Annotated in this window: 17 protein-coding genes; 16 read left to right on the top strand and 1 reads right to left on the bottom strand. The window is 50.4% G+C overall.

Features of this window, described 5'->3' with window-relative positions; translation table 11 throughout:
• Positions 1-5: 5 nt before the first annotated feature.
• The 7 genes from B7982_RS02255 (at position 6) to B7982_RS02225 (ending at position 10,974) form a co-directional block, all read left to right on the top strand.
• Positions 6-3,218, top strand: a complete 3,213-nt coding sequence (locus B7982_RS02255) for a DUF2723 domain-containing protein (RefSeq protein ID WP_088659365.1) — start codon at positions 6-8, stop codon at positions 3,216-3,218.
• 15 nt (positions 3,219-3,233) lie between these two features.
• A complete protein-coding gene (locus tag B7982_RS02250) occupies positions 3,234-4,172 on the top strand; it encodes a glycosyltransferase family 2 protein (protein ID WP_014547331.1) in 939 nt (312 codons plus the stop codon).
• Positions 4,173-4,205: 33 nt separating this feature from the next.
• Entirely contained in the window at positions 4,206-4,919 is a 714-nt protein-coding gene (locus tag B7982_RS02245; protein ID WP_088659364.1) for a polyprenol monophosphomannose synthase, read from the top strand.
• Positions 4,920-4,953: 34 nt separating this feature from the next.
• Positions 4,954-6,606 carry a glycosyltransferase family 2 protein gene (locus tag B7982_RS02240; RefSeq protein WP_088659363.1) on the top strand — a complete coding sequence of 551 codons (1,653 nt, stop codon included), beginning with the start codon at positions 4,954-4,956 and terminating at the stop codon, positions 6,604-6,606.
• A gap of 63 nt (positions 6,607-6,669) precedes the next feature.
• The gene (locus B7982_RS02235; protein ID WP_088659362.1) at positions 6,670-6,924 is read left to right on the top strand and encodes a Trm112 family protein; all 255 of its coding nucleotides are present in this window, start codon (positions 6,670-6,672) and stop codon (positions 6,922-6,924) included.
• A gap of 2 nt (positions 6,925-6,926) precedes the next feature.
• A complete protein-coding gene (locus B7982_RS02230; RefSeq protein WP_233138321.1) occupies positions 6,927-9,872 on the top strand; it encodes a tetratricopeptide repeat protein in 2,946 nt (981 codons plus the stop codon).
• A 1-nt stretch (position 9,873) separates the two neighbouring features.
• The gene (locus B7982_RS02225) at positions 9,874-10,974 is read left to right on the top strand and encodes a type IV pilus twitching motility protein PilT (protein ID WP_088659360.1); all 1,101 of its coding nucleotides are present in this window, start codon (positions 9,874-9,876) and stop codon (positions 10,972-10,974) included.
• A gap of 93 nt (positions 10,975-11,067) precedes the next feature.
• On the opposite strand, the gene B7982_RS02220 is transcribed toward B7982_RS02225, so the two are convergent.
• On the bottom strand, positions 11,068-13,194 hold the full coding sequence (locus tag B7982_RS02220; protein WP_088659546.1) for a carbohydrate-binding domain-containing protein: 2,127 nt from the start codon (positions 13,192-13,194) through the stop codon (positions 11,068-11,070).
• 213 nt (positions 13,195-13,407) lie between these two features.
• Between B7982_RS02220 and B7982_RS02215 the strand changes: the two genes are divergently transcribed.
• The 9 genes from B7982_RS02215 (at position 13,408) to B7982_RS02175 (ending at position 24,837) form a co-directional block, all read left to right on the top strand.
• Positions 13,408-14,976: a capsule assembly Wzi family protein gene (locus tag B7982_RS02215; RefSeq protein WP_233138320.1), complete on the top strand. Its 1,569-nt coding sequence runs from the start codon at positions 13,408-13,410 to the stop codon at positions 14,974-14,976.
• 5 nt (positions 14,977-14,981) lie between these two features.
• A complete protein-coding gene (locus B7982_RS02210) occupies positions 14,982-16,271 on the top strand; it encodes a U32 family peptidase C-terminal domain-containing protein (protein ID WP_088659358.1) in 1,290 nt (429 codons plus the stop codon).
• 27 nt (positions 16,272-16,298) lie between these two features.
• Positions 16,299-16,772, top strand: a complete 474-nt coding sequence (locus tag B7982_RS02205; protein WP_088659357.1) for a hypothetical protein — start codon at positions 16,299-16,301, stop codon at positions 16,770-16,772.
• A 386-nt stretch (positions 16,773-17,158) separates the two neighbouring features.
• On the top strand, positions 17,159-18,622 hold the full coding sequence (locus B7982_RS02200; RefSeq protein WP_088659356.1) for a DnaA ATPase domain-containing protein: 1,464 nt from the start codon (positions 17,159-17,161) through the stop codon (positions 18,620-18,622).
• Position 18,623: 1 nt separating this feature from the next.
• Entirely contained in the window at positions 18,624-19,496 is an 873-nt protein-coding gene (locus B7982_RS02195; RefSeq protein ID WP_158212950.1) for an NAD(P)H-binding protein, read from the top strand.
• 99 nt (positions 19,497-19,595) lie between these two features.
• Positions 19,596-20,966, top strand: coding sequence for a hypothetical protein (locus B7982_RS02190; protein WP_233138319.1), 1,371 nt, complete (start codon positions 19,596-19,598; stop codon positions 20,964-20,966).
• 79 nt (positions 20,967-21,045) lie between these two features.
• Positions 21,046-22,521 (top strand): NAD(+) synthase, encoded by a 1,476-nt coding sequence (gene nadE / locus B7982_RS02185; protein WP_088659353.1) that lies wholly within the window; start codon positions 21,046-21,048, stop codon positions 22,519-22,521.
• Between the two features lie 88 nt (positions 22,522-22,609).
• Complete coding sequence (gene slyD, locus B7982_RS02180; protein WP_088659352.1) at positions 22,610-23,236, top strand: peptidylprolyl isomerase; 627 nt, start codon at positions 22,610-22,612, stop codon at positions 23,234-23,236.
• Between the two features lie 128 nt (positions 23,237-23,364).
• Entirely contained in the window at positions 23,365-24,837 is a 1,473-nt protein-coding gene (locus B7982_RS02175; RefSeq protein ID WP_088659351.1) for a hypothetical protein, read from the top strand.
• Positions 24,838-24,851 lie beyond the last annotated feature (14 nt).

Here is a 24,851-nt window from a genome sequence, read left to right as displayed (position 1 = left end):
TTTTTATGAAGATTAACGAGAAGTGGCATAAGCACATTTTTGCCGGTATCGCTGGCTTTATTGCTTTGATCGTTTACATGATGACGATGGCCCCGACGGTCTCTTTCTGGGACTGCGGTGAATTCGTCGCTTGCGCTAACACACTTGGCATTCCGCATCCTCCTGGAACGCCGTTCTTCGTGTTCTTTGCCCGTGCGGTTATTCTCCTTTTGCCGTTCGTGGGTGAAATCGCAAAGCGCGTGAACTACATCTCTGTGGTGAGTTCTGCCGCAACGGTCTATGTGACAGCCCTCTTTGCCTGGGAACTTTTGGCAACGGTCCTCAAGACGGACTCCCTTGCTGAAAAGATTTCTGCAAAAATGCGCACATTTGTGCTCGGCACTGCCGCTCTCGTCGCTGGTTTCCTCCTCACGTTCTCCGATACGTTCTGGTTCAACGCGGTCGAAGCCGAAGTCTATGGCGTTGCCATGTTCATCTTGATGCTCGTCTCTTACCTCGGTCTCGTGTGGTACAACAAGCGCGAAGAATCGGGTAGCGACCGCATCCTCATCTTCATTTGCTATATCGCATTCCTTGGCGTTGGCGCTCACCTTTATACGATGCTCACTGTCCCGGCTGTGTTTGCCTTGCTTCTCGTGGCTCAGCCGAAAAAGATTGTTGAACGCATCCCTATCTGGATTACGGGTACGCTCCTTTGCTCCGTGATTTACATGGTGTCCGCTTTCATTGAAATTTCCCTGATTTGCCTTCTCGTCTTGGGCGGTGTCCTTTTGCTCAGCAAAAAGTTCCCGTTCCTGCATACGGCCTTGGCTGGCTTGACTCTCTTGGTCGCAGTCGCCTTGTCCATGATTACGGATAGCTGGTTTATTACGATTGCTGGTACGTTGATTGCGGGCGGTTTAAGCTATGCCGCAATTGCTTTGCAAGTTTTCAGAACTAGGGAAGCTGGCTTTAAGCGTAGCTTCATTCTTTCTCTTGCTTTTGCGTTCTTTGCATTGGTCGGCTACAGCACGCACCTTTACATCCCGATCCGTTCGGAACTCAACCCGACGATTGACGAAAACGACCCGGAACTCAATATCCGTGACGAACAGGGCAACCTCCAGCTCGGTAACCTTTTCGAATCCAAGAACTGGGACGCCTTCAATGCGTTCATTGAACGTAAGCAGTATGGTTCCGAAAGCATGATTACCCGTGCTTTCTACCGCCGTTCCCGCTTGGCTCACCAGGTGCTCTCCTTCCCGAGCATGAGCTATGGTGGCTACCAGATGGCCCAGTACCTGCCGTTCAAGGTGGGTGGGGTGAATTACTCCAATGGCGTCTATGTCTTTGACGCTGCCGAAAATGAACCGGTCGAACGACTGGGCTTCAAGTTCCCGACCCAGATGTCGTTCATGGGCGACAATATCGGCTGGCAGCTCTTCTACTTCTTGATCTTTAACGGGTTGCTCATTGCGGTGTGCGTGTATGTCTACAAGCGCAATAAGCATGTGGGTATCTTTGTTTCGACGCTTTATGCCCTTTGCTCTCTCGGCCTTCTGTTCTACATCAACTTTGCCGATGGCAGCCGCATGGAACAGCGCGACCGTGATTACTGGGTGAGCGCCATGACCCGCAATGTGGCCGACTTGAACAATGCCGGTGCAGGCATCTCGTCCCTCCCGGACCCGAACGAACTCATCGACCTTCGCCAGACTATCGAACATTCCAGGTATGCGATTGAACGCCTCCGCTTGAATAACGCTCCGGCATCTCGAATTGCCGAATACGAAAAGAAGATTAGCGATGCCGAAAATACGTCTGCCTGGAGAAATTGGCAGAAAATCGAAGAAAGCTTTGCCCGCTTTGGCCAGCGCGCTCCGTTCCCGGAAGCGGTCCACATGGAAGTCCGCGAACGTGACTACTTCTATACGCCGGCATTCATCTTCATGAGCATGATTTACGGTATCGGTGCGGGTATCCTGGTGCTCCTTGCCGCAACAACGACAACAACGGCCGCCTTCGCTACGCCGATTGCCGCCGCTCTCGTGCTTGTTTCGCTCCTCGTTCCGTGCTTCTCTAACTACAAGGAACATGACCGTTCCGGCCTCTGGGTTCCTTGGGATTACGCCTACAACCTCCTCAACAGCTGCCGTCCGAACGCTATTCTTTTCACGAATGGCGATAACGATACGTTCCCGCTGTGGTTTGCTCAGGAAGTTGCCGGTGTCCGTAAGGATGTTCGCGTGGTGAACCTTTCCTTGGGTAACACCGACTGGTACATCAAGCAGATGCTTGTCAACGAACCGATTCTCAAGCTCTCTTACAACAAGGAAACGATCGATAGCGACATGGTCCTTGACAATAACAGCGCCAACAACCCGAACCACCAGGTGTCTACTTGGGTTCGCCGTGCCGAAACGCTCAAGCCGAAGCTCAAGGAACGTATTGAACAGTTGGAAGCCAAGGGTTACCTTTCTGACGCTGATTCCGCTAAGCTTCTCCAGTTCAAGGTGAACTACCAGGTCTGGGATGCATTCTTGGATTGGGCCAAGAGAAACCGCTCCAGCATGATGCTCACGCAGCATAAGCTCGTAATCGACCTTGCACTCCAGAATATGGACCGCCCGATTGAAATCTCGACGACGGTCGGAACGTCTAACTTCATGGGCCTCGAAAAGTACATGGTCCAGGAAGGCATGGTCTACAACTTTGTGAAGGGCGACCTCACGCCGAAGCAAAACGCATTTGATGCCAAGGCTACGGCCGCCATGATCGACACCGTTTACAAGTTCCGCGGTCTCGGTGACGGTTCTGCATACATCAATTCCGAAACGGAACGCTTGCTCAGCAGCTATGTCTCGCTCTACTTGCAGATTTCGTTTGACGCTCGCGAAAAGATTGCTGCCCTCATCACCAAGAAGCCGTTTACTCTCGCTGACAAGATCGAAGTGGAAAACATCGCCAATAGCGCGACCAAGTACCTCGAACTCGGCATCTACCAGTTCCCGAGAGAATGGCGTAATTACTGGGCTGCTTCTTATGTTTATGCCTCTGCAGGCATGAAGTCTAAGGCTATTGAAGTTATCGAACGCGGTCTCAAGAACATTCCTTCGTACGATGCTCCGGGTCAGAGCCGCCTTGCTATAAGCCTCCAGCAGATGCAGGCGCTTTCCGATGAATCGCTTAAGGTCGATGATGTACCGGCAGTAACGCCGGCTGCAGACTCTGCAAAATAGTTTCGAGGTATTGTCATGGATTTGAGCTTGGTTATCCCTGTTAAGGAAGAAAGTGAAAACCTTCCTGAGTTGTTTAAGGAAATTTGGGCCGCCATTCAACCGACGGGTATGGAATTCGAGGTTATCGTTATCGATGACGGTAGCCGAGACAATACCTGGGAAGTGGTGGAGGGTTTGGCCAAGGAATACAACGCTATGCCGGGTTCTTCGGTAAGCGCATTCCGTTTCCAGTTCAACTGCGGCAAGGCCGCGGCGCTCGCCCTTGGTTTTTCCAAGGCTCGCGGCAAGTACGTCGCAACGCTCGATGGCGACTTGCAGGATGACCCGCTCGAAATCCCGAAGATGATCAAGATTCTCGAATCCGGTTACGACCTCGTCTCCGGCTGGAAGATTCGCCGCCTCGATCCGTGGCACAAGACGATGCCTTCCAAGCTTTTCAACTTGACCGTGTCGATTGTCTGCGGCAAGCGCCTTCACGATTTCAACTGCGGCATCAAGGCATACCGCAGCTCCGTGGTGCGCTTTATCCAGCTTTATGGCGACTACCACCGCTTTATTCCGGTGATGGCCAAGTGGCAGGGCTTCCGCATTACCGAAATGCCGGTGGCTCACCGTGCCCGTGTTCATGGTGTCTCGAAGTACGGCGTTTCTCGCCTGGTGAGCGGGTTCCTTGACCTGGTCTCCCTCATGTTCATGCGTAGTTTCTCTTCGAAGCCGCTTCATTTCTTTGGTCTCTTCGGGCTGTTGTTGCTCGTTTTTGGCCTTGGCATTTGCGGTTATTTTGGCTATGAATGGATACAGACGGGGGCTATGCATGTGCGCCCGCTCTTGTTGGCTGGCGCCTTCTCACTCGTGATGAGCGTCCAGTTCTTCTCGCTTGGGCTCCTTGGCGAAATGATGAATGGCAATAAAAAACGCACTTATCCGGTTTCCGATGTCATTGGCCAACTTTAATTTTGTATAGATTTGTGTTTAGAGAGGTATTTAATGGCGTTTCCTAAGAGTTTGGTAATCATTCCGACTTACAATGAGAAGGAGAATATTCTCCTCATCATGTCGGCAATTTTGGAACAGAATGAATGTCTTGAAATTTTGGTGGTGGACGATGGCTCTCCGGACGGTACGGGCGATCTCGTTCAGGCCGAAGCGGACAAGAATTCTCGAATTCATTTGATTCGCCGTAAGGGCAAAATGGGCCTTGGCTCCGCTTATGTGACTGGATTCAAGTGGGCGCTTGAACGCGATTACGAACGCGTGTTCGAAATGGATGCCGACTTTAGCCATTCTCCGACGGACTTGAACCGCTTCCTGGAAACTGCCGAAGATGCCGACCTCGTGCTAGGTAGCCGCTATCAGGACCACCGCATCAGCGTGGTGAACTGGGACTTGCGCCGCTTGATTTTGAGCTATGGTGCAAATGTCTATACCCGCATTGTGACGGGCCTCCCGATTAGCGATGCAACGGGCGGCTTCAAGTGCTTCCGCCGCGAAGCGCTGCAGGCTTTGAACCTCGACAAGATGAAGAGTGACGGTTACTGCTTCCAGATCGAAACGACTTTCAAAATTTGGAAGAAGGGCCTCCGCGTGAAGGAAATCCCCATCATCTTTACGGACCGCACCCGTGGCACCTCCAAGATGAGCGGCGGAATCATCTCCGAAGCGTTCTTCCTCGTGCTCAAGCTTCGTTTGGGCTTGGCTTAACGCACTCTTCCTACTAAGTTTTACCAACTAGCCTATGCTTTCTTGTTCTGTCATTATCATTGCTTATAACTCTTGCGACTTCATTCCGGCATGCCTCAAGTCTGTGCGCGATGCTTGTGAAGGAATCGATTCGCAGATTATCGTTTTGGATAACGGTTCCACCGAACCGATCATTCCCGAAATCAAGAACTTCTTCCCGGAAGTGGAATGGATTGACTCCAAGGAAAACCTGGGCTTTGGCAAGGGCTGTAACCTCGCCGAAAAGCATGCGACCAAGCCGTATCTGTTTTTTATCAACCCGGATACGATTATCTCGAAGAACGCCTTCCGCGAAATGCTCAAGTTCATGGAAGAGCACCCGGAAGCGGGCACGGTCGGTTGCCGCATTCTGAACGAAGATGGAACGCTCCAGTGGGCTTGCCGCCGTTCTTTCCCGACGATTGTTTCTGCTGTTTCCAAGACGATTGGCCTTGCGGCTCTCTTCCCGAAGAATAAGACGCTTGCAAGCTACAACATGTCGTATGCGGACCCAGACGAGATGATTGAAGTCGATGCCATTAGTGGTTCGTTCTTCTGCATCCGTCGCGATGTCTATGAAAAGCTGAACGGCTTTGACGAAGACTTCTTCATGTATGGTGAAGACCTGGACCTCTGTTTCCGTACCAAGAAAATGGGGCTCCACAACTATTACACGCCGGTCACGAACATTCTGCACTTTAAGGGGCAGAGCTGCCGTACACGCCGTTGGGGCTCGTATGTAGACTTCTACAAGGCGATGCTTATCTTTGTGAAAAAGCACAAGGATCTCTACTTTGTCCCGAACTTCCTCGTGTCCTTCGGTATCTTGTTTGCCGCATTCGTGGGTATGTTCTCGCGCCTGATTCCGAAGTTCTGGAAGATGTTCCTCGATTTGGGCGTAGTTGCTATCTGGGCATTTTTCATTCTTTGCTATGAAACAGGCGTGTTCTCGACATGCTTTGATTGTGCCGGAAAAGGCGATGTCATCATCCATTCTGGTTCAGAAGACTGGATCCTTGCGATTTTAGCCATTGTTTTGAACATCGTGTTCCTCATGTTCCGTGGGGAATATACGGTTTCAAGTCTCAAGGGCGAGAAGTTCTTGCGTTATTTGATTCCGCTGAACTTGCTTATTGTCGGTGGGTATTCTGCATTCCGCTACTTCACCCAGACTCCAGTCATCAATGATGCAACGACCTATTTGCCATACGATTCCCATTGGATTACGCTGGCGGTCGCTTCTAGCCTCTTTATTCCGCTTGCGCTCCTCGCTTGGCGTCGTATTGCATTTTGGATAAACTATTTCTACCGCATCTTTGCGAAAAAGCGCCACCGCTCCATCTTGCTGGGTGGCCGCGAAGATTCCCTCAACAACTGGTTTGATAGCTACAACGTGATTCCGGGCATTGAAATTCTCGGTTGCGTGAGCTCTGAACCCGAAATGTTGAGCGAAGAAAACCGCAAGCATCTCCTTGGACCGCTTTCGGATATGGAGTCCATTCGCAACCGCACGGGCTGCCGCGAGCTCCTGGTGGTCTCAAATTTCTCGGGCTACCGCGAAGAATTCAATATGAATTGGCTCGATAAACTGGGCATGTGCGTGTATTTGCTCATTGGAAATGGCAAAAACGGCAATTTTGCCCTCGTAAACCTCAAATATCTTCGTTAAAATCGCCCTTTTTTGTAAAAATTGTGTTATTTTTTTGATGAAATAACACATATAAAAGGTCTTATGCTCGATTCTAAATTGTTAAGTATTCTTTGCTGCCCGGAAACTCGTCAACCTCTTTCGCAGGCAGGCGAGGATTGCATCGCTCTTTTGAACAATGCGATTAAGGCTGGTACGCTCAAGAATGTTGCTGGCGAAGCTATTACTGAACCCCTGACCGAAGCGCTTACGACACCTGATGGTTCTCGCGTCTATCCGATTCGCGACGGTATACCTGTACTTTTGGCGGATGAAGCTGTTCTTCTTCCATTGGAGTAATGATGGCTGTATCGTTGGATTCTCTCAGAAAGGCTGTAAAAAAGAATAAGGGGCGTTCTCAGGCTTTGGCCTGGCTTGCCGATATGGAACGTGCTGCGGGTGATTACGAAGCCGCCTTGAAAACAGTGGATGCCGCTCTTGCCGCATCTCCGTCCGATGTTCCGGCGATGTTGGTCCGTGCAAAGATTTTGGCTGGCCAGCAGGATTTTGCCGGTAGCATTACGGAATACAAGAAGGTGCTCGCCAAAGACCCGTTCTGCCTTTCTGCCCATAAGCGGATGGGGGAATCTTACGATAAGCTTGGCAAGGAAGCCGAGCGCAATGCCTGTTTCCGCCGTGTCCACGATATGGACCCGTTGGACCCGTTCTGGAAGGATGAATACGATGTTCTGCCAGAAGAAGAGACTCTTGTACCTCCGGTGATGGACGACAGCTCGTTCACCATGGATGTTTCTGACGATACTGAAAATGCAGAAGCCGGCGAAGACAATATCTTTGCAAATTTGGCTGCATCACTCCCGAATACAGACGAAGAAGACAATACCTCGATGGAGGCTTTGCGCAATTCCTTGAACTTTGCATCGGATGAAATTGCCCAGAATGGCGATGCGGCCCAGGATGCAAGCTTCGAAGGTCATGCCTTGAATTCTTCCGAAGTGTCGTCTGCAATTTCTGACATTTTGGGTGGCGATGACGATCTTGAAGTGGTGGATTCTTCGGAAAAGAATGAACCTGCTGCAGAGGAACCTGCAACGTCTTCGCTCTTCTCGCACTTCTCGGATGAAGAAGAAAAGATTGATGCTATCGAAGAACCGAAGTCCGAAGAAGTCACGGAAGAAAAGTCTGATGACGCTGAATTTAGCCTCGACAGTTTGGACGAACCGCTAGATGCGGATGAAAAGTCTACCAACGTCGATGACGCATTCTCTTCGCTCCTTGGCGATGATGAACTCCCGGAAGAAGCTCCGTCTGCAGAACAGCCTGTGGAACAATCCGCAGAAGAACAGCCCGCAGAACAGGCTACTGAACCTGTTGCTGAAAATCTCGGTGCTCCTGAAGAAGAACCGACTGATGCGGAAAATCTTGCCGGAATGAATAACGTTCCTGCAATGCACATGGACTTCTCTGACGATGAAGACGTTGGCGTTGCAGATGATGTCTTTGACCTAGACGAACCGGCCAAGGCGGAAAGCAAAGCCGAAGAGGCTGAAACGAATGTCGATGATGCTTTCTCGTCGCTCCTTGGAGATGACGAACTTCCGGAAGAAAAAGATTCAACGCCGTCCGAAGAACCGGTTAATGCTGCTGAATCTGCTGAGGAAGTCGCAGAACCCGCTCTTGAAACACAGTCTGAAGAACAGGCTGACGTTGAAAAGCCTCTCGAGGAATCCGTAGAAGATTCCTTCGGTAGCTTGTTCGAAAAGTCTGCGGATGCTGATTTTAGCCTGGATAGCGAAGCTCCTGCCGCTGAAGAAACCGCAGAAAAGCCTCTCGAAGAATCTGTTGAAAAGCCCGAAGAAGAATCCGCTGAAGATTCCTTTAGTAGCTTGTTCGAAAAGTCTGCCGATGCCGACTTTAGCTTGGACAACGATGCTCCTGCTGTAGATGCTCTTGAAAAGGCTCCAGAATTTGTTCCGAATGAATCTGCTGAAAATGTCGCACCGGCAGAAGGTCTTGTTCCGACATCCCATATGGATTTCTCGGACGATGAAGACATTCCAAAGGCAGACGATGATTTTGTTCTGAACCTGGATGAAGAACTTCCGACGGAATCTGAAACTCCGGTTGCAGAAAATGCTGCCGAAACGCAGGTTTCGGAATCGCTTGAAGAACCGGCTGAAGAAACTTTGGAAGAACAGCCTGCCGACATTGAAAAGCCGGCTGAAGAAATTGCGGAAAACGTTGCCGAAGAAGTTGTCGAAGCTCCTGCGGAGTCTTTAGAAAATGTGGCAACTGCTGACGATGAATCTGCTGCTGAAGAAGTCGATGGCGCCTTTGACGCCCTCTTCGGTGACGATGATGAAGCTCCGGCAGAGGCTACTGCTGAAACTCCTGTAGAAGAACAGCCCGCTATTGAACAGCCTGTTGCTGAATCGAATGTTGAAGAACAGCCTGTCGAAGAATCTCCGAAGGATGAAGACCTGGCGAAGGAAATGGGCGGTGCGTTTGCCTCCATGTTCGGCGAAGATGATTCCATGCCGACTGAATCCGCTCCTGTTGACGCTCCGGCAAGCGAAACTACCGAAAGCGTTGAAGAGCCTTTGAGCCAGGAAGCGACAAGCGCAGAATTTGAAGAAGAAGCGGTCAAAGAAGACGTTGAAAAGAGCGTCGATGAATCCTTTGATAGCATCTTCGGTGCAGATGCCGACGACCTTCCGGAAGAAAAATCCGAAGTTGCCGAAGCTCCTGCTGAAAAGATCGAAGAAGCTCCTGCCGAAGAACCGACAAGCGTTTTCTCTGCTCCGATTGATTCTCTTGAAGAACCGTCTGATGTAACTCTTGAAGAGCCCGCCACAGAACAGCTCGAAGAACCTGTTGCCGAAACAGCTGAACCGGTCGCTGAAGAAGCTCCGTCTGCAGAACTCGATTCCATCGACTCCGAAGTTTCTAACGCATTCAAGGGCCTCTTTGACGAAGACGATTCCCTTCCGGAATCGGATGAACCGAACAACAACGGCGTGGATTACCTAATGTCCGGCGATTCCGATGACGAAGTGGCTGCAAGTCTCGTTGAAAATGCAGATGCTCCGCTTTCCCGTGGCGCTACGGATTTGGACGATAGCCTGAATACGCGTACGCTTGCGGACATTTATATGGAACAGGGTGTTTACGACAAGGCTCTTGATATTTATACGGATCTTGCAAAGAAGAATCCGGATAATGAAAAAATCAAATCCCGTCTGGAAGAAGTAAAGAAACTCTACCGCGAAAAGTTTGGAGAAGTCTAATATGGCTGAACTTCGCATCGAACAGCTCTTGCGTGAGATGGTGAACCGCAAGGCGTCTGACTTGCATTTACGAGTTGGCGTTCCACCGGTTTACCGTATCAATGGCGTCTTACAAAGACTTTTTGACGTGCGCATCGATAGCGCCATGATGGATTCCTTCTTGGATGACATTATGAATCGCGACCAGAAACAGCGCTTTGAGGCAAACAAGGAATGCGACTTTGCTGTGGGCGCCCGCGATATGGGCCGTTTCCGTGTGAACGTGTTTCGCCAGCGTGGTACAATCGCCGTCGTGATTCGTCATATCAAGGCTGTGATTCCGCCGTTCGAAGAACTGCATTTGCCCGAAATCATTCGTGATTTGGCTTTGACCAGGCGCGGTCTTGTGCTTGTGACGGGTACGACGGGTTCGGGGAAGTCGACAACGCTTGCTTCGATGATTGACTACATCAATCAGAAAGAATCTGTGAACGTCATTACAGTCGAAGACCCGATTGAATACCTTTATCGCGATAACGTGGCAATTATCTCGCAGCGTGAAATCGGTGTGGATACGCTTTCTTATGCAAATGCGCTTCGTGCCGCTCTCCGTCAGGACCCGGACGTGCTCCTCGTGGGCGAAATTCGTGACCTTGAAACGATGCAGATTGCGCTTACCGCTGCCGATACGGGTCATATGGTCTTTGCGACTATCCATACGACGAACGCCGTAGAAACGATCCACCGTATCCTTTCGATGTATCCGCCGCACCAGCATGACGAAATTCGTCTGTTGCTTGCCGAAGTCTTGGTGGGTATCATTTCGCTCCGTCTTTTGCCGACGAAGGATGGCAAGGGTCGAGTCCCTGCTGCCGAAATTCTCGTGAATACGGGTGCCATCAAGGAATACATCCAGGACAAGAACAAGATTGACATGGTGGAACAGGCTGTTGCCGAAGGCCACATCCAATACCATAGCCAAACGTTCGACCAGGCGCTTCTGGAACTTTATCAGAATGAGCAGATTTCGCTTGAAACGGCAATGAATGCTGCTACGAACCGCGATGACTTTGACCTTAAGATTCGTGGTATTTCTGGTACATCTGATCGTGGCTGGATGTAATTAATTCGAAATTAAGAATAAGAAAGAGGCGAGCAAAAATGCTCGCCTTTCTAGTAACTAAAGACTATTAACTAGTAACTGCGGCTTGCCGCACTACTTCGTATAAACGCAGCGGTCGGTGCTGTTCCCGAAGCAAGTCTTGGTCATGCCGCTCACGCTGCTCACGACGCCCGGCTTACCTACGCTAGAGACCATCTTGCTACCCGAGAAGCTCGGCTTGAATGCGATATCCGATGTGCCGTAATAGCTGTTGGTGTCGAAGCTTACGCTGTACTGCGTGCCTTCTTCGGAATTGTTCGTGCCGAATCCGAGGAGCTTTGCGTTGCCGGAGATGGAGGTTGTTCCGTCGGAATCGACCATGCCGCCCATACCGCCGTTCATGCGGCATTCCACGATGATGACGCCTCCGGTGATGCTGATGCCGCCATTGCTGTCAATGCCGTCTGTGTCGCCTGTGCCCACGTAAACGTAGTGGTAACCGCCAGAGACCTTGAGATTCCCGGTGCTACCGCCCATGCCTCCGCCTGCTCCGCCCCAGCCGCCGCGACCTGTGTTGCCTGTGGAGGTCGTGCTTGTGCCGCCAGCTGCATTCCAGCCATCGTCTGTAGTGATGACGCTTGTGATGCCGCCTTCAAAGTTCATGTCCGGAGATTCCATACCTTCGTAGGCGATGGTCACGCTCACGTTGGCGTTTTCCTTGACGTAGAGGGCCTTGTCGGCGTGGACGCCGTCATCGTCTGTTGCGATAGTCATTGTGCCGTCGCTGAGAGTAATCGTGCCACTGCTGTGGAGACCATCATCACGGCTGTTGATGTCGATAACGCCACCGCTGATGGTTATGCTTGAATCGCCCTTGATGCCCTTCATGCTTTCGCTCGGGGAGCAGGAGCTTCCGCCACCCATGCCGCCTGGGAATCCGCCACCGCCGAATCCGCCGCTGCTACTGGTGTTTAAGCTGAGGCAGGATTGTCCGCCGCCTGTTGTAATCTTGATGGTCGGGCTCTTGGATTCGCCATTGGCAACGACAACTGCGTTTGCTGCCGTGATGCCGTCAAATGCAGACGTTACGGTGATTGTACCGCCCGTGATTTCGATAGAACCCTTGCCGTTTGCCAAATCAGTTGCGTCCTCGGTATCGCTCTTGATGCCGTCGCCTTCGGTCGTGGTGATATTGATGGTACCGCCGCTGATTTCAACGGAGCCTTTACCCTTGAGACCGTTATTCTTGGCATTCACGGTGATGAGGCCGTTTTTCACCTTCAAGTCGTTGCTGGTATGGATACCGTTGTTGTAATTGGCCTTGACGATGAGGGTACCTTCACCCTTGATGGTGAGGTCGTCCTTGGCGTAAATGCAAGCGCCCGTCGTATCGGTCTTGGCTTCGCCGGAGTCGTTTGTGTAAGTGTATTTCTTTGTTCTCGATGCGCCGTCCGTGAACGTGTTTGTCGTGCCGTTTTTAGCAACGACGAATGCCTTGCTTGCCTTCTGCACGTAAATCGGGGCGTCAGCGGTGTTCGTAAGCGTGAGACCCTTCATGTTCAGGTAAACGGAAGTGTCCGTCTTGGCGGTATTCACGAGAATCTGGGCGTCGCTACCGCTGTAAGAACCGTTAAAGTCGTATTCGCCACCGCAAGTAATGGTAACTGTACCGCCTGTAACGGTGACGCAGTTGTTGGTGTTTGCGACAGTTGCACCGCTTGCAGCGTAGGTGATGACCGGAGTTTCGCCGTTGCTGATCACTTGCTGAGTAGGAGTGCTCGAAGAACTCTGTGTGGCCGGAACGCTGGAGGAACTCTGTACGGTCGGTATCGTCGAGCTGCTCGAATTGACGATTGGGGCAACGCTGCTTGAAGATGCGGTAACGGCGCTGCTCGTGCCATTGCTTGCACTGCTTGTACCATAGCCTGCGCTGCTTGCCGGAGTGTTGGCGGAGCTGCTCGAAACGGAGACGTTGGAATTCGAGGATGCGTTGAGGCCTGAATCGCTAGAATTGGCGACATTCGAATTTGAAGAAATGCTGGAGCCCGAGTCGACGGAGCCCGAGTCGCTAGAACCCGATGTATTTGATGTCGGAATAGCTAGGTTTTCGCTATCGCTGCTTGCGATTCCTTCGCCTGCGTTGTAAAAATCACTCATGGCCGGGTTCGAATCCGAACAGCCAGCGAGCATGGCCAAAGAAAGGCCAGAAATGCAACTCATTGTCAGAAGCTTTATTTTCATGATTATATCTCCCATTCAACAATTTTCTTAAAACGTATATTTCTTCAAATATGTTTGAAATGGTTGAATTGTTCTTTTTTACGGACATTGAAATTTTAAGCGGAACAAAAAGTTCCGTACGGAACGAAAGGGCTCAAATTTTCCATTTTTCGCGAATGCAGCGAACGAAAATGCTAAATTTGGAAAATGCTTTTGAAGAAAATATTCCCCTTTTTGTCTTCCTTTTTACTGGTTGCAGGCGTAAGCGAATCTTTGGCCGCATCGCCGGTTATTGAACCTGAACGGACTCGCAATTTGCGTACTTTGGAAACGGCTCCGATGCTGTTTGAATACCATCGCCAGACGACGGGCAATGAACGCCAGTACTTTACTTACCCGCGCAGGGACACGACTTTCCGCAAGAACTTTGCAAAAACGGAAGGTGACGCCCTCCTTTACTACGATAACGTTCGTGGCGCTGGCGTTTTGGGGAATGGACTTGGCTCTCCTGATTCTGTAAATCCGCGTTTTGGTATTGCCGCTAGCATTATCGGTGGCATTGACTATCGCGGTGGTGAATCTGTTGGGGACCAGGTTTGGACAGGGCGCGATTATCGTTACGAGAAAAAGTCGATTGCTGATACCATTTGGCCGGGGATAGATGGCGGTATTTACTTGCGCGGCTTTATCGATTCTGTGGACTTTGTCTTGGACGCCCGCATTTACGATGAGGGGCATTCTGCCAAGAATCCGAGATCTTATGATGGGGAATTCCTCGAAGTCCAGCGTGAAGAAAATAATTCTGGCGTAGAATATACAAGCTATGCCCGTTATCGCACACACTTTGCATTCAACTACGACTGGTTGCGTTTAGACTTTGGTCGCGATGTGATGCACTGGGGCCCGGGCTACTACAATAACTTGTCCTTGAACCAATTTGCGGTTCCATACAACATGTTGAGCCTCGACATGATGATTGGCCCCCTCCGCGTGATGAGCTTTTATGGGGACTTGCGCATCTATGGTAGCTTTGACATGAAGAACAGGGACGAAACGCGTAACCTCTTTGGCCACCGTTATGAACTGGCTGTGGGGAACGCAACGTTCGGTATTAGTGAACTCCAGATTCTTTATAAGAACATGAAACCTTGGCTCTTTGTGCCGACGGCGCCTTTGTTCATGGAAAAAGGGAATTACTCCGAAAGCAGTAACAACGGTTCGTTGTCCTTTGACTTTAACTATCGCTTGTTCAATACGGTTCGTCTTTATACGGAATTTTTCCTGGACGATATGGAATCCCCGATTAGCCTAATCAAGAATGACAATATCGAAGCCAAGTGGGCTTGGATGGCGGGTTTTCAGGCAGGTCATGATTTTTATTACAAGGGTCACAAGATTGAGGCGGGTACGATTTTTGAATACGCCCGTGTAGAACCGTACGTTTATTCCCACTTTGAAAAGAATACGGCGCAGATAGCGCATCTTGGTTTCCCGTTGGGCAATCAGGGCGGTCCGAACAGCCGTACGATTGACTGGAATGTCTTTGCTCGCTTGGATGGTCATATCTTTGCTTCTGTTCGCCAGACGTGGTTCTGGAAAGGGACGGATTACGGTAGTGCCGTGAACGATACGACTCCGGGATCGAACCATATGAAACTCCCTAAGCATTATTTGAAAGGTGCTAAGCTTCAGTACATGCTTACGCCTGCGATTAGTTACGAAGGCCAGCGTTTCTCGTTCTTGGGCGAACTGACGTTAATTGATGATAAAAAAGCGTATATCCGCGCGGGATTCAAGTGGTAGAATGTATGAAAAAGCCTGAACTTTTAGCACCTGCGGGTGACCTTGTACGAATGAAGTATGCATTTGCCTATGGGGCAGATGCCGTTTATGCCGGACAGCCGGCGTTCTCGTTGCGCGCTCGCGAAAACGGTTTCAAGAATCTCGATGACCTTGCCGAAGGCATTGCGTATGCGCATGAGCATGGCAAGAAGTTCTACCTCACGAGTAACGTGATTCCGCGTAATGTGAAGGTGGAATCGTTCCAGAAGGCTTTGAATGCTGCACTTGAACTTAAGCCGGATGCCTTGATTGTCGCGGATCCGGGCTTTGTGGGCTGGCTTTTGAAGGAACATCCCGAAACGGAAGTTCACTTGTCCGTGCAGGCGAATACGACAAACTATCTTGCAGCCTCGTTCTGGAAGAACTTGGGCGTCCGCCGCATTATCTTGAGCCGTGAACTTCGCCTGTCCGAAATTTTAGAGATAAAGAAACAAGTTCCAGACCTTGAACTTGAAGTGTTCGTTCATGGCGCCGTTTGTATGGCCATGTCTGGCCGTTGCATGCTTTCGAACTGGGTGACGCACCGCGATGCAAACCAGGGCGCCTGCGACAACAGCTGCCGCATGCCGTATCGCTTGTACGCGAACTCCGGTCCGCAGGTCGAGGACTATCGCGAACATGAGGGCTCGTTTGCGCTCCAGCGTACCGACCGCCCGGAACTTGACCCGATTGCGCTCGATGAAGATACGTGGGGCACTTACTTTATGAGTAGCCGCGATCTTTGCGCCTTGGACGTGATTCCGGAACTCGTGGCGGGTGGGCTTGATTCCTTCAAGATTGAAGGCCGCACTCGCTCTGTGTACTACTTGAGTCAGGTCGTGCGCGCTTACCGCATGGCGATTGACGCAGTGGCTGAAGGTAATCCCGTGCCCGAAGAAAGCCGTCGCGCGATTACCTTTGTCGATGGGCGAGGCTTTATGCCGGGATTCCTGCGCGGACCGTTACCGCAGAACTACGAAGCGACGCATGTGGATGCCGCTGGTGGCTGCGTTGCCGCCCAGATTAAGGACTACGACGATGCTACGGGTGCCTGCCTTGTGAACGTGAAGAACCCGTTCTCCATGGACGATACGCTGGAACTGATGACGCCCGATGGCATGCAGAAGTGCGAAGTCGAGGAAATGCTAGATTTCCGCGGCGCTGCCGCAGATCGGTTGAATCCGGGAACGGAAGGACGCGTCTTCCTAGGAAAAAGTACCTTAAATAGCGAAAAAAATGCCAAATTCGGCTTCCTTGTGAAACGAGCAAAAGTTTAAGATACGGTAAAAAAATAGATTTGGAATATGGCTGTCGATAAAGCGACAAAAGAACAGGATGAACTTGAACTTTATCAGATTGATGATAAAGCTATTGTTCCGTTCTTCCAGAAACATCTGGAAGAGTTACGGCAGTTCATTCACGATCATCAATGCAAAGATCATCTTTGCTTGCTGGTGTTGCTAAAGCAGTTTATTCGTACTTACCGCATGCCGTTCAATATGCAGCGCTATATGGAAGTTCAGAGAACTTTCATCCAGCGTTCCTTGCATGACAAGATTCAGGACCGCCAGCAGGCCGTGAGCCACTGGATTCAGGAATTTGCCGGTCGCCATCGCAATCGTATGATCCAGCTGCAGTGCTTGTATCTTGATCGCGTGAAGGACCGCTTGCTCCCTGAAATCGAAAAGCTGCTCGAAAATAGGATTGACCACCTGCAAGAAAAGCTCGGTGAAAATGGCGGACAAAATAACCAACCGCCACCGCCTCAAAATCCCTAAAATTTCACAAACGAATGATGTATGTAACTTGTTGATTTTCACCAAGTTACATTTTTTATAATACAAAAAAGTGGCGTTTTTGAGCGAATTTCGCCATTTGTATAATATTTTGTATGCTTAAAATAAGAAAAATCTTGTCAAGGGATGTTTGAAAAAATACCTGTTGATAACTTGTGCTAATAGTAAGTGATAATTTTGTTACACATACGTTCGTAAGGGTGGTGTAAACTGGAAAAAGCGTGATAAAAAATGTTTCTAAAAATTTTTTGCCATTTTTGAGCGAAAAATAGGGATTTCGAAAAAAAAATAGTTGGGGTGCTTGTGGTTCGGATTTCCTTTCTTATTTTTTGCTTGCTCTTTTATACTTTGGATTGGTTTTTTAGATCGTGGAAAATACTGTTTCTTTGTTGGATATTGCAGAGTCGCCCTGGCAACAGGTGCTCGACCGCGTGCGTTCGGAATGCAAGGACTTTTTTGGTGCCGTGATTCTCGACGCTCTTGGTTATGAGGGAATGTGCAATGGCTATGCCTTGCTTACTGTTCCTGACGAGCTTCGCGAGAACTGGGTGAATTCCCATTATGGCGATTTGTTGCGCAAGTCCTTTACGGCTGTATTTGGTAGTGAATTTGTTGATTATCGCATCCGTCAGATTGCTCCTTCGGACCCGATTCCCGAAATCAAGCTCACGATGCCTGTTATTCCGCGTCCCGAGAAAAAGAAGGCCGAGGTTAAGCGCCCGAAGCAGCCTTTGGCTCTTTATGCCCGCTATACTTTTGAAAACTTTGTCGAAGGGGAGTGCAATTCTACGGCTTTCCGCGCTTGCCAGGCGGTGGCCGAGAATCCGGGTGACCCGGCTTTGAATCCGCTTTTTGTCTATGGCGAAAGCGGCCTTGGCAAGACGCACTTGTTGCAGTCCATTGCTGCTAAAATCCAGAAGAGCCGTCCGGAAGCATCCATTGTCTATTGCCACGCTTATGACTTTTTGCGTGATGCAACGGCTATGGCGTCTGCACTCCACAACAAGACGGGCAATGTGCGCGAGCTTGCGCAGAAGTTCCGCGAACGCTATGAACTTTGCGATGTGCTTTTGCTCGACGATGTGCAGCTCTTGGAAAAAGGCCTCTGGACGCAGGACCGCCTTGCTATTTTGATTAAGCATTTGCGCGCCGAAGGCAAGCAGGTCGTGATTTCTTGCGACCGCCATCCGAACCTGTTTAAGGTTGTCGATACGGATAATGAATCCCGTGGTTCTTCGAGGTCTTCGATCCCGAGCATTTCCAAGAAGCTCCTTGCTCCGCTCGCCTCCTGTGTGGCTGTGGGCATTGATGAACCGGACCTTGCGACCCGTATGAACTTGATTAGCAAGAAGTCCGAAGATTTGCCGTTTGCAAAGGCTGACCGCGAAGAAATTTGCCGTTACCTTTCGATGCCGCCGCGCAAGAACGTGCGCCTGATTGAAGGTCTCTTGAACTTCCTCGGTGCGATGAACATGTTCTGCAAGGCCGATTTGAACTTGAATGGCGTGAAGCGCCTTGTGGCACCGTCGGAACATGGCGGCCATGTGGAACTCACTGCCAAGAACATTATTGAAGCGGTCGCTATGGATTACCGTGTCGAGGTTTGTGAACTCTCGTCCAAGCGCCAGGCAGCCGCGATTTCTATGCCCCGCAAGGTGGCGATGTTCCTTTGTCGCGAACTCACGACCGATTCTCTCCAGAATATCGGCGCGATGTTCTGCAGGGACTATGCCACTGTAATCGCCGCCATTAATTCCCTGAAAAAGCAGATGGAAACGGATGCGTCCCTCGCAAGGCGCGTTCAAGATATCCGTTATATGCTGGAAGCCTAGCATGATTGCTCTTTTAACGGGTGGCGCCGGCGTCGTAGGGAAGGCGTTGTGCCGGGAACTAATAGCACGGGGAGTGTGTGTCCGCGTCTTGACGCTTCCGGGCGATTCTTTGGCGAAGTCCTTACCGAGCGAGGTGGATGTCCGTTACGGCGATGTCACCGATTTTGATTCTATCCGAGGGGCGTTTGAAAACGTCGATGTCGTCTATCACTTGGCGGCAATTCTTTTATCTACAAAACGCGGTGCTTTTGAGCACGTGAATACGGACGGCACGCGAAATGTGCTCGAAGCAAGTAAGCTTGCAGGCGTTCGCCGTTTCCTCTACGTTTCAAGCATTTCGGTGACGTACCCGATACTCACGCCGTATGGCGAAAGCAAAAAGAAGGGCGAGGCTCTTGTACAAGCCTCCGAACTTGACTGGACGATTGTGCGCCCGACGCTTGTGATTGGCGGTGGGGGCGGTGTCGAGTTCAACATGTTCCGCGATTACGTGAAGCGATTCCCGGTCTATTTTATGCCGAGGGCTGGCAAATGCCTCAAACGCCCGGTCCGCAGTGTGGACTTGGTCAAGGGAATTGCTGTGGCGGGGCTTATGACGAGTGCGGTGGGGAAGACCTACGCCCTTGCGGGTTCGACGGTCATGACGATGGCGGAAATGGCTAAGCATGTGCTGACCGACGCGGGGATGCACCACTTGATGGTTCCGCTCCCGTGGTGGATCTCGAAACGCCTTGCCGTCCTGAAAAACTGGATTGGTGGCAAGCGCGTGTCTGCCGAGCAGGCTTTGGCGGGTTTTCTGTACGATGCCGCCCCGTCCATCGAAGATGCCGAACGAGACCTCGACTACCATCCGGGTTGCCCGTTCTCTATATAATACATTTTCTCGAAAATTTGGCGCTTTTGGGCATTTTACCCGTGTAAATAGTAAATATATATTGGTCTAAATTGGATTAAATAAATTATATTAATGATTATGAATAAGAAAAAATTGCTAGCCTTTTTAGTGTCCTCGGCGTTCCTTTTTGTGGGATGCAATGAGGATGATCCGATTTCTCCAAACAATAACGAAACTGAAATTTCGTCTTCTTCCGAAGAAGACGATTGCGATTCCGATGAATGCGAAGTGAAGTCTTCATCTTCCAAAACAGAAGATAAGAAGTCGTCGGATTCAAAAGATGACGACAAGAAGTCTTCGGACTCCAAGGATAATAAGTCTTCCGATTCTAAATCTGAATCGAACTCCTCTTCTTCCACTAAGGATGAGGCAAAGTCCTCTTCGAGTGCAGACGCTCCGAAGTCTTCTTCTTCTGTTGACGTTCCTGCGGGTGCTCATGCTGCAAAGCTTGCAGACCTCGAAAAGAACTATGAACTCAAGATTTTTGACCAGACGGTTTACCTTTCTACCGGCAGCAAGCAGGGTCTTGTGGCACTCCGCATCCAGGATGAATTGTGGCTTGTGACCTATACGGATTTTGCAAATGGCGAAGTGAAATTCGTCGATGGCAATGTTGGCAAGCAGTATGCAGAAACGGATGGTGTTAAAAAGATTCTGGAACAGCTCAAGGCCAAGGATGGTTTCACGCTTTCGTTCATTGTCGATAAGGATAACGTCGTCAAGTACGCAGTCAATGGCTCGAAGGAATATAGCGAAGCGGTGAAGGCTAGCGTCGCTGTGACAAAGGGCAAAATTTCCAAGGCTGCCGACATTCAGAACAAAATTTTCGAATGCACCGATGGCGATACGACGAGAACATTTACGTTCTTTGACAATTCGTATATCGTTGAAAATGCAGCTGGCGGAAAGGTGGCTTACTGGATCGGCGGGCATTATGACATCCAGCGTAGCACGTTGTTGATGCGCCCGGCATACTATAACAAGCCTGTTTATTCGATGTACGCCTATTCTGTCGGTTCGGACAATACTATTTCGTCTTCTAATGGCGAAACGACAACGACGATGAACTGCAAGGTCGAAGCTAGCGAATATGAATACGAAAAGGCTAGCGATTTCGTCGGTGAATGGCAAGCTCAGAAAGATGGCGTTGAGTGGAAATTTACGCTCAAGGCTGATGGTACTTATGAACTTCTCGCTTTCGAAGGCAATAATAATGTCGGATCTAATGTTGAGCGCAAGAGTGGCTCCTGGGAAATCTATGGTTATCAATTGATGATGCACAATAAGGGATGCTTGCATCCGGACAAGTGTACGTCGAGCATCCATGGACAGCTCCAGACGGGACCGATTGATAAAGCAACCAACAAGATTAGCGGTTTCTCTTTCATCCATAGTGACCCGGATACGCCGAAGATCCCGACCTCTTTCGATGCTCCGCAGTACGAATAGGGTTTAGGACACGTCTTTAAGAAAATGCATCGCTCGTGGGCGGTGCATTTTTTTATTTTCTAGCGCAGAGGATTATAAAATGAAACTTTATGTGGTACAGATGAAAATTTTGCCGGGCAATGTCTCGGCAAATATGCAAACGATGAAGGCCGCTTTTGATCGCGCTAAGGCTGCCGATGTAGATTGCGTTGTGTTTCCACGAAATGCTTTGACGGGCCCTTCGAATAAGGCTCTCCCTGTAGACTGGGCCGAAATCCGCAAGTATGCGGGCAACATGCCGTTCTTCTTGTGCGGGGACGTGCTCGATGACACGCCGCTTTTGAATGTGGCGCATGTGACTCATGGCAGTGATTTTTATGTGGCCGGTCGCCGCGAAGTCGAAAACAAGGAACTTTCGCACTTGGCACAGGATTGTGCCATGCCGGTCGTTTGCCTCAATGGCGTCGGGACTGACAATACCGGAAAGAACATCTATGCGCTTTCGGGCGGTAGCCGCGTGTTTGACTGCGATGGAAAAATTGTTTTTGAAATGCCGCTATTTAGCGAAGCGGAGGCCGTTATTGAATTTGTCGATGGCCAGGTGCAGGTCTATGCGGAATCCTCAAAGCCTTACACAAGTGAAATTGCCGAGATTCACGATGCGCTCGTGTTCATGATTCGCGAGAACTTGAAGATGTTCCATATCTCGCGCATGGTCATTGGGGCAAGTGGCGGTATCGATAGCGCCGTTTCTGCCGCTCTTTATGCCGAAGCGATTGGACCGCAGAACGTGTATCTCGTGAACATGCCGACGCGCTTCAATTCGGATACGACAAAGAATGCGGCTCGTGACTTGGCCGAGAACCTTGGAACGCCGTACATGGTCGCCCCGATTTCGGATATTATCGAATCTGTTTGCCATACGCTGGAACGTTGCTCTTTTGTGCGTAACGATACGGTGATGAAGGTTGCTGGTATCAATCACGAGAACTTGCAGGCGAGGACGCGCTCGGCTTCGATTCTTTCGACGGTGGCTTCTGTTGTTGGCGCTGGTGTGACTTGCAACGGCAACAAGAGCGAAGCGATGGTCGGTTACTGCACGTTGTACGGCGACACTTGCGGCGTGATGTGCGCTCTTGGAGACTTGTGGAAAACTCAGGTCTATGCGCTTGCCCGTTACATCAACCGCGATAAAGAGATTATCCCGAAGGCGTCGATTGACATCCCGGCGAGTGCGGAACTCTCCGAAGCGATGAACGTCGATGAAGGCAAGGGCGATCCGATCCTTTACCCATACCACGACAAACTCTTTGCCATGTGGGTCGAGAAGGGCGTGAGCCTTGCGCATACCGAAAGGCTTGCGATGGAAGGGACTCTCTGCGAAACGCTCGGTGTGGATGCCGCCTACTTTAAGGCTCATTTGCCGACGACTGAGGCTGTTCTTGAGGATATGCGCTTCTGGTACCGTAGGTTCAAGGGACTTGCCTTGGCTAAGCGCATCCAGTTCCCGCCGATACTCTCTGTAAGTGGGCACGCCTTTGGCGGTGAATACCGCGAAAGCCAGGTGAGTTGCTAGTAACTAGTAACTTAGAACTAGTAACTATTTTCTACATTTGTGCTTCAAGATTCAACCGCGGGTTCGCTCGCGATTCTAAAGGATATTTATGAAAATTGCAGAAAAAACAGTCGTCCAGATGCACTACACCCTGACCTCTGATGAAGGTGCCGTCGTCGATTCTTCCGCAGGTCGCGAACCGCTCCAGTACATCCAGGGCATGCACATGATCGTCCCGGGCCTCGAAAAGGCTATGGTCGGTCACGATGTTGGCGACAAGTTTGACGTTGTCGTTATCCCGGCTGAAGGCTACGGCGAATACGACGAACGTATGACCCAGGAAGTTCCGCTGAACGTATTCCAGGGTGTTGATCACGTCGAAGCAGGCATGATGTTCTATGCCCAGACTCCGAATGGCCCGATGCCGATCCGCATCAAGTCCGTTGACGAAAAGACCGCGATCATCGATGCCAACCACGAACTCGCTGGCAAGAACCTCAACTTCGCCATTGAAGTTGTCTCCGTTCGCGAAGCTACCGAAGAAGACCTCAAGCCGTTTGAACACCACTGCTGCTGCGGTGGCCATGACGGAGAGGACCATGAATGCAAGTGCGGTGAAGAAGGCCACGAATGCGAATGTGGCGGTCATGGCGAAGGTCATCACGGCCACAAGGAAAATTGCGATGGTAACGGCGGTTGCGGCTGCCCCAACCATGACAAACACCATGGAAAGTAATCTTTGAGTCAAGTCCTCGGATAACGCTCAAAAAATTTGAAAAAAGACTGGAACCGGTTGTACGTTCCGGTCTTTTTTTATTTAATTTAGAACGGAGGAGTGTGGAATATTTTCCAAAGAGGTTGGATATGCGTTTTGCAAAAGTTCTATCTGTAGCTGCATTGCCGATATTCATGGTCGCTTGTAGCGATGACAATTCTTCGCTTAAAATCAATAATCCTGAAGGAGAAACTCCGCAGGATACGTCGAAGGTTGAACCTCCTCCTAATATTCCCGATGAAGAATTTAAGCCCATCACCAGAGACTATTCGCTAGTTTGGCAGGGCGAGGGTACTGCTGAAAATCCGTACCAGATTGCGAGCGAACAGGACCTTGCCTCGCTTGCTTTCTATGTAAACGACTCCTCGATGACTTTTAGAGGTGCGTATTTCAAGCAGACTGCCGATATCGCACTTTCTGGGACTTGGAGCCCGATCGGCGTTTTTGGCAAGAACGTTTATGGCTATGGGAATAGACCTTTTAGCGGTATCTATGACGGTGGTCTCAAGACGATTACTGGTTTGAGCATTACCGATACGGCTAGCTATACCGGTCTGTTTGGACTTGTCCGCGGCGCACAGGTCAGTAACGTTGTTATTAAGGGCGCAAAGTTGGATGTTGGTTCTTATGCCGGTGTCCTTGCGGGTAAGATGGATTCGACTACCATCGAAAATTGCTCGTTTGAAGATGTCGAAATCAAGGGTGCCGACCGCGTCGGTGGCTTGGTGGGCGAAGCGACCCATGTCCAGGCGAAGAATATCTCTGTGACGGGTTCTGTCGAGGGCGTCAATTCTGTGGGCGGTGTCGTTGGCCGTATGCAGGATGGTTCTCTTGAAAATGTGACGAACAGGGCTAATGTCACAGGTACTACGACTGTTGCTGGTGTTGTCGGTTCATTTGCCAGTGTGGCAAGCGAAGGCGTGATTAGTGCCGCTATGAACTATGGCACCGTGAAGGGCACGAAGGATGTAGCTGGCGTTGTGGCAATGCTTTCTGCAACCAAGTTGGAACGTTCCGGTAATAGCGGGGCCGTGGTTGCGGATTCAAGCCAAATGAGCAATGTCGGTGGCGTCATTGCCGTTGCTTCGAGCAAGTCCGTTATCAACGAAGTCTTTAATACCGCTACGGTCTCGGTAAGGAGAGTCATGATTGCTGGCGGTGTCATCGGTAGCATGAAGTCTGTAACCGGTACGAATATGTTCAACCTTGGTAAAGTCTCGGGCATTGCCAACAATATGGGTGGACTTGTAGGCTTTATCGATGGTGAAACAACGCTCCAATCAAGCTACAATGCCGGCGAGGTTCCGGACAACAACGTCTCGGGTACTGTTGCAGGTAAGGCTTCTTCGACGGTAACCGTGTCGAATGTCTATTATGACAAGACTGTCGGTGGAACGTGCCTCGTTGTAGCAAGCCAGATGAACATGGAACTCCCGACAGGCTTTACGACTGATGAAATGAAGGCGGCAACGTTCATCGCCACTTTGAACGGAACCGGCAGCGCTTGGAAGGCGGGTTCGGCTACGTTTGGTGGCTATCCGGCTTTTACTTGGACTGAGTAATTTCTACATTTAGA

This window comes from Fibrobacter sp. UWB2, from assembly GCF_002210425.1.
GTDB lineage: Bacteria > Fibrobacterota > Fibrobacteria > Fibrobacterales > Fibrobacteraceae > Fibrobacter > Fibrobacter elongatus.
Note: the sequence above shows the minus strand (reverse complement) of the source record. Positions and strands in the feature narration are given on the sequence as shown.